The organism is Stenotrophomonas sp. HMWF003, from assembly GCF_003061285.1.
Classification (GTDB): domain Bacteria; phylum Pseudomonadota; class Gammaproteobacteria; order Xanthomonadales; family Xanthomonadaceae; genus Stenotrophomonas; species Stenotrophomonas maltophilia_AP.
The window spans coordinates 11,709-16,900 of the sequence record NZ_QAIW01000365.1; the positions used below are offsets into that span (position 1 = coordinate 11,709).

The window sequence follows — 5,192 nt, forward strand, 5'->3', positions numbered from 1 at the left end:
TCCGCTGGGCATGAGCGGCGCGCGCCTGGCGCTGACCCTGCTGCGCCAGCTGGAAGCCAGCGGTGGCCGGCGTGGCCTGGCCACCATGTGCATCGGCGTGGGCCAAGGGGTTGCGCTGGCCATCGAGCGCGTGTGACCGCCCGTGTTTTGTCCTGCTTCACGGCCGCTGCCGCCTTCGCATGGCAGCGTGCCACTGCCTTTCAGCTGCGGCCCCACCGGCCGCCCGCCAACCGGAGTACGCCATGAGCGATCCCACTGACCTGCGCGGCTACCGCAGGCCCTATCCCGGCACCCAGCCGGACCGCATCCACCTGCCGTATGCCTCCACCCGCCTGCGCGGCCCCGGGCGTGACCCGATCCAGATCCCGGCCACGCTGTCCGAAGTGACCGGGCCGACGCTGGACCGCATCACCCTGGGCGAACACGCCGCCGACCTGACCGCCGGCTTCAAGGGCCAGCCGCTGGGTGAGCGCATCGTGGTCAGTGGCCGGGTGCTGGGCGAGAACGGCCGCCCGGTGCGCAACACCGTGGTGGAGGTGTGGCAGTGCAACGCCGCGGGCCGCTACCTGCACAAGGGCGACCAGCACGACGCGCCGCTGGACCCCAACTTCACCGGTACCGGCCAGGTGCTCACCGACGACCACGGCCATTACCGCTTCACCACCATCAAGCCCGGCGCCTATCCGTGGCGCAACCACTACAACGCGTGGCGCCCGGCGCACATCCATTTTTCGCTGCATGGCGACGGCATCGGCCAACGCCTGGTGACGCAGATGTATTTCCCCGGCGACCCGCTGCTGGACTACGACCCGATCTACAACTGCGTGGACGACCCCAAGGCCCGCGCACGCATGGTGTCCTCGTTCGACTGGGAAAACACCGCCAACGAATTCGCCCTCGGCTACCGTTTCGACATCGTGTTGCGCGGTCGCAAGATGACCGTGTGGGAGTAAGCAGATGAGTTTCCAATCCACTCCGTGGCAGACCGTGGGCCCGTACTATCGGCTGGGCCTGGAACCGCTGTACCGCACCGACATCGCGCCGGTCCAGGCGCAGGGCGAGCGCGTGCAGGTGCAGGGCCAGGTGTTCGATGGCCTGGGCGTGCCGGTGTCCGATGCCGTGCTGGAAATCTGGCAGGCCGATGCGCAGGGCATCTACGCGCACCCCGAAGACCCGCGCCACGCCGAGCATGACCCGGCCTTCGATGGCTGGGGCCGGGTGCCGACCGATGCGCAGGGCCGCTTCGCCTTCACCACCGTGCGCCCGGGCAGCGTGGCCGGGCCCAGGGGGCAGCCGCAGGCGCCGCACCTGATGGTGCTGGTGTTCATGCGCGGGTTGCTGCGCGCGGCCAGTGCGCGGTTGTACTTCAGCGACGCGCCGGGCAACGCCGACGACCCGATCCTGGCCCTGGTGCCGGCCGAACGCCGCGCCACGCTCATCGCCCAGGCGCAGGGCAACGGCCTGTACCACTGGGACGTGCGCATGCAGGGCGAGCTGGAAACCGTGTTCTTCGACTACTGAGGCCGGCCTGCACGCGCAGCCAGACGGTGCGCGGGTAAGCTGGATCCTCCTTTGACTGGATGGCGTTTGATGAGCGATTCCCACGCGCTGCTTGGCGGCCTGTTCGGTGCGCCGGAGGTGGACGCGCTGTTCACCGACACCGCACGCCTGCAGGCGATGCTCGACGTGGAAGCCGCACTGGCACGTGCCCAGGTGCGCTGTGCGGTGATTCCGCCGGCGGCGCTCGGCCCGATCGAAGCCGCCTGCCGGGCCGACCTGTACGCCGTGCCCGCGTTGGGCCAGGCCACGCTGCTGGCCGGCAACCCGGCCATTCCGCTGGTCAAGGCGCTGACCGCGCAGGTGCGCCACGCCGACGCCGACGCCGCGCGCTGGGTGCACTGGGGCGCCACCAGCCAGGACATCATCGACACCGGCGCGGTACTCCAACTGCGTGAAGCGGTGGGCCTGGTGCAGGAGCGGCTGCATGTGCTGTGCACCGCGCTGGCGGTGCTGGCCGATGCCGAGCGCGATACCGGCCTGCCCGGGCGCACGTTGTTGCAGCAGGCGGTGCCGGTGACCTTCGGACTGAAGGCCGCCGGTTGGCTCGACGCGTTGCACCGCAGCCAACGGCGTCTGCAGGCGTTGCACGCCGACACGCTGGTGCTGCAGTTCGGCGGTGCGGCCGGCACCCTGGCCTCACTGCAGGCGCGCGGCCTGGACGTGGCCCAGGCGCTGGGCGAGGAACTGCAGTTGCCGGTGCCGGCGCTGCCGTGGCACACCGCGCGCGACCGGGTCGCCGAGCTCGGCAGCACGTTCGCGCTGCTCACCGGCACGCTGGGCAAGATCGCCACGGATATCGTGCTGCTGATGCAGTCCGAAGTGGCCGAAGCGTTCGAGCCGGCCGGCGAGGGCAGGGGCGGGTCATCGGCGATGCCGCACAAGCGCAATCCCGTGGGCTGCGTGGCCGCCATTGCCGCAGCCACCCGGGTGCCCGGCCTGCTGTCCACCTTGTTCGTGGCGATGCCACAGCCGCATGAGCGGGCGGCCGGGCAATGGCATGCCGAGTGGGAAACCGTGCCGGAGATCGTGCGCCTGTGCGCCGGCAGCCTGGCCCAGGTGACCGTGGTGGTGCAGGGCCTGCAGCTGGACCGGGCGCGCATGCGCGATCACCTGGACAGCCACGGCGGCCTGCTGTACGCCGAAGCGGTGGCGGTGACGCTGGCTGAAACGCTGGGCAAGGCCGCCGCGCATGCGCTGGTGGAGCAGGCCGCACGCCAGGCGCTTGCCCAGTCACGGCACCTGCGCGAGGTGCTGCAGGACATGCCAGCGGTGAGCGCGCAGCTGTCGCCGACGCAGCTGGCGGCGTTGTTCGTGCACGACAGCTGGCGCGGCATGGCCGACACCTGGATCAACCGCGTGCTGGCGCAGCGCTGAACTCTATTGGAGTGTTGCAATGCAATTTCTTGAGCTTGATACGCATCGCCTGCATTACCGCATCGACGGGCCGGACGATGCGCCATGGTTGACCTTCTGCAACTCGCTGGGCACCGACCTGCACATGTGGGACCCACAGGTGGTGGCGCTGTCGGCGCGGTTCCGGATCCTGCGCTACGACCGTCGCGGGCATGGCCAGTCCAGCGCGCCGCCGGGGCTGTACAGCGTGGCCGACCTGGGCGCGGACGTAATGGCGCTGTGGGACCACCTGGGCGTGGCGCGCAGCCATTTCTGCGGGCTGTCGATCGGCGGCCTGACCGGGCAGTGGCTGGGCGTGCATGCGGGCACACGCCTGCACACGCTGACGGTGGCGGCCACCGCCGCGAAGATCGGCACGGCCGAGAGTTGGGAGGCGCGCATCGCGCAGGTGCGTGCGCACGGACTGTTGCCGCTGCGCGACGGCACCGCCGAACGCTGGTTCACCCCGGCCTTCATTGCGGCCGAACCGGCGGGGGTTGAGGACATCCTGCAGCGCTTCGTCGCCACCACCGTTGCAGGCTACGTCGGCTGCTGCCACGCCGTGGCCACCGCGGACTTCCGTGACGCGCTGGCGCAGATCCAAGTGCCGACCCTGGCCATCGCCGGCGACGACGATCCGGTCTGCCCTCCCGCAGACCTGCAGGCCATCGCACGCGGGGTCGCCCACGGCCACGCCGTCACCGTGCCCGGCCGCCACATCTGCAATATCGAATCGGCCGACGCATTCACCGCCGCCCTCACTGCCCACCTGACCTAGGTACCGACCGTTGGTCGGTACGACCCACCCCGAACGAGGCATCCCAATGGACGAACAGGAACGTTACGAAGCCGGGCTGGCCGTGCGCCGCGCCGTACTCGGCGAGGCCCACGTCGAGCGCTCGCTGCAGGCGCGCACCGACTTCACCCACGAATTCCAGGACTTCATCACCCGCACCGCATGGGGCACGGTGTGGACCCGCGACGGCCTGCCGCGCCACACCCGCTCGCTGCTGACCATCGTGATGATGGTGGCGCTGGGGCACGACGAAGAGTTCAAGCTGCACATCCGCGCCGCGCGCAACAACGGCGTCACCCCGGACGAGATCAAAGAGGTGCTGTTGCAGGCCGCCATCTACTGCGGCGTGCCGGCCGCCAACCACGCCTTCGCGCTGGCCAAGCCCATCCTCGAAGAACAGGCCAACGAACCGCCCCGTTGATGCCGGCCGCTGGCCGGCAACCCGAACGACGCGAACGAAACCGGATACGGCCGGCCGACACCCCGCCTCAATGCAGCAACGTACCAAGCCGCTGCGCCGCTTCCCGCAGCCGCGGCAGCAGCTGCGACTGCATCACCCCCAGGCTGATGCGCCCGGCCTGGGTGCCGATGTTCAGCGCGCCTACCACCGCACCACTGCGCGCGTGCACCGGCACGGCGATCGAACGCAGCCCGATTTCCAGCTCCTGGTCCACCAGCGCCACGCCGTCGCGGCGCACGCGGTCCAGCGTGTCCAGGAATTCGTCCATGCGCGTCACGGTGCGCTCGGTACGCGGGCGCAGCGGATTGCGTTCCAGGTAGCTTTCCAGCGTGTCGTGCGGCAACGCGGCCAGCAGCACGCGGCCCATCGAGGTGCAGTACGCCGGCAGGCGGCTGCCGGCGCGCAACCCGATCGACATGATCCGCACGGTTTCAGCGCGGGCCACGTACAGCACGTCATCGCCATCCAGCACGCCCAGCGAGCATGACTCATGCACGTCGTCGCGCAGGGCGTCCAGCACCGGCTGCGCAGCCGCGGTCATCGACGACGACGCGACATACGCCCCGCCCATGCCCAGCACGCGCGGCAGCAGCACGAAGCCGCGGCCCTGTTCGCCCACGTAGCCGAGCTTTTCCAGCGTGTACAGCACGCGCCGCACCGCCGCGCGCGAGATGCCGGTTTCGGTGCTGATCTGCGACATGGTCACTTCGCGCGGGTGCTGCGAAAACACGCTCAGCACCACCAGTCCGCGGCCCAGCGAGGTCATGAAATCCGGATCGCCCTGGTTGTCCTGGATCAGCTGCATCAGCTCATGGCTGAGCCCGCGGTCCTGCGGCGGGGCAGGGGCGCGCTTGGGGCGACGGCTGGGAGGTGCGGCAGACATGGCGGTGGTTCGTGCTCGGTGATCGTGCATGGTAAGGGCTGCACGCGACGAAGCGGAGCGGCGCGCCACGGTGGGAAGACCGTGGCGCGCGGGGCTCAGCG

At 70.1% G+C, this 5,192-nt stretch carries 6 protein-coding genes and 1 pseudogene; 6 read left to right on the plus strand and 1 reads right to left on the minus strand.

Annotated elements, in window-relative coordinates; genetic code table 11:
- From DBR34_RS23275 to pcaC, 6 genes and pseudogenes are all read left to right on the plus strand, one after another.
- Nucleotides 1–136: pseudogene (locus tag DBR34_RS23275) on the plus strand (3-oxoadipyl-CoA thiolase); the annotation flags it as partial.
- A gap of 106 nt (nucleotides 137–242) precedes the next feature.
- Nucleotides 243–953, plus strand: a complete 711-nt coding sequence (gene pcaH / locus DBR34_RS14955; RefSeq protein WP_128097380.1) for a protocatechuate 3,4-dioxygenase subunit beta — start codon at nucleotides 243–245, stop codon at nucleotides 951–953.
- Nucleotides 954–957: 4 nt separating this feature from the next.
- Nucleotides 958–1,521, plus strand: coding sequence for a protocatechuate 3,4-dioxygenase subunit alpha (gene pcaG / locus DBR34_RS14960; protein WP_128097381.1), 564 nt, complete (start codon nucleotides 958–960; stop codon nucleotides 1,519–1,521).
- A 69-nt stretch (nucleotides 1,522–1,590) separates the two neighbouring features.
- A complete protein-coding gene (locus DBR34_RS14965) occupies nucleotides 1,591–2,934 on the plus strand; it encodes a 3-carboxy-cis,cis-muconate cycloisomerase (RefSeq protein ID WP_128097382.1) in 1,344 nt (447 codons plus the stop codon).
- A 19-nt stretch (nucleotides 2,935–2,953) separates the two neighbouring features.
- Nucleotides 2,954–3,730 (plus strand): 3-oxoadipate enol-lactonase, encoded by a 777-nt coding sequence (gene pcaD / locus DBR34_RS14970; RefSeq protein WP_128097383.1) that lies wholly within the window; start codon nucleotides 2,954–2,956, stop codon nucleotides 3,728–3,730.
- 46 nt (nucleotides 3,731–3,776) lie between these two features.
- Nucleotides 3,777–4,169: a 4-carboxymuconolactone decarboxylase gene (pcaC, locus tag DBR34_RS14975; RefSeq protein WP_128097384.1), complete on the plus strand. Its 393-nt coding sequence runs from the start codon at nucleotides 3,777–3,779 to the stop codon at nucleotides 4,167–4,169.
- Nucleotides 4,170–4,236: 67 nt separating this feature from the next.
- Here pcaC and DBR34_RS14980 read toward each other — a convergent pair whose 3' ends face one another.
- Nucleotides 4,237–5,091 carry an IclR family transcriptional regulator C-terminal domain-containing protein gene (locus DBR34_RS14980; protein WP_128097385.1) on the minus strand — a complete coding sequence of 285 codons (855 nt, stop codon included), beginning with the start codon at nucleotides 5,089–5,091 and terminating at the stop codon, nucleotides 4,237–4,239.
- Between the last annotated feature and the right edge of the window lie 101 nt (nucleotides 5,092–5,192).

Coding starts and splice junctions, on each gene's coding strand:
- pcaH (WP_128097380.1), top strand. CDS start 243: ATGAGCGATCCCACTGACCTGCGCGGCTACCGCAGGCCCTATCCCGGC.
- pcaG (WP_128097381.1), top strand. CDS start 958: ATGAGTTTCCAATCCACTCCGTGGCAGACCGTGGGCCCGTACTATCGG.
- DBR34_RS14965 (WP_128097382.1), top strand. CDS start 1,591: ATGAGCGATTCCCACGCGCTGCTTGGCGGCCTGTTCGGTGCGCCGGAG.
- pcaD (WP_128097383.1), top strand. CDS start 2,954: ATGCAATTTCTTGAGCTTGATACGCATCGCCTGCATTACCGCATCGAC.
- pcaC (WP_128097384.1), top strand. CDS start 3,777: ATGGACGAACAGGAACGTTACGAAGCCGGGCTGGCCGTGCGCCGCGCC.
- DBR34_RS14980 (WP_128097385.1), bottom strand. CDS start 5,091: ATGTCTGCCGCACCTCCCAGCCGTCGCCCCAAGCGCGCCCCTGCCCCG.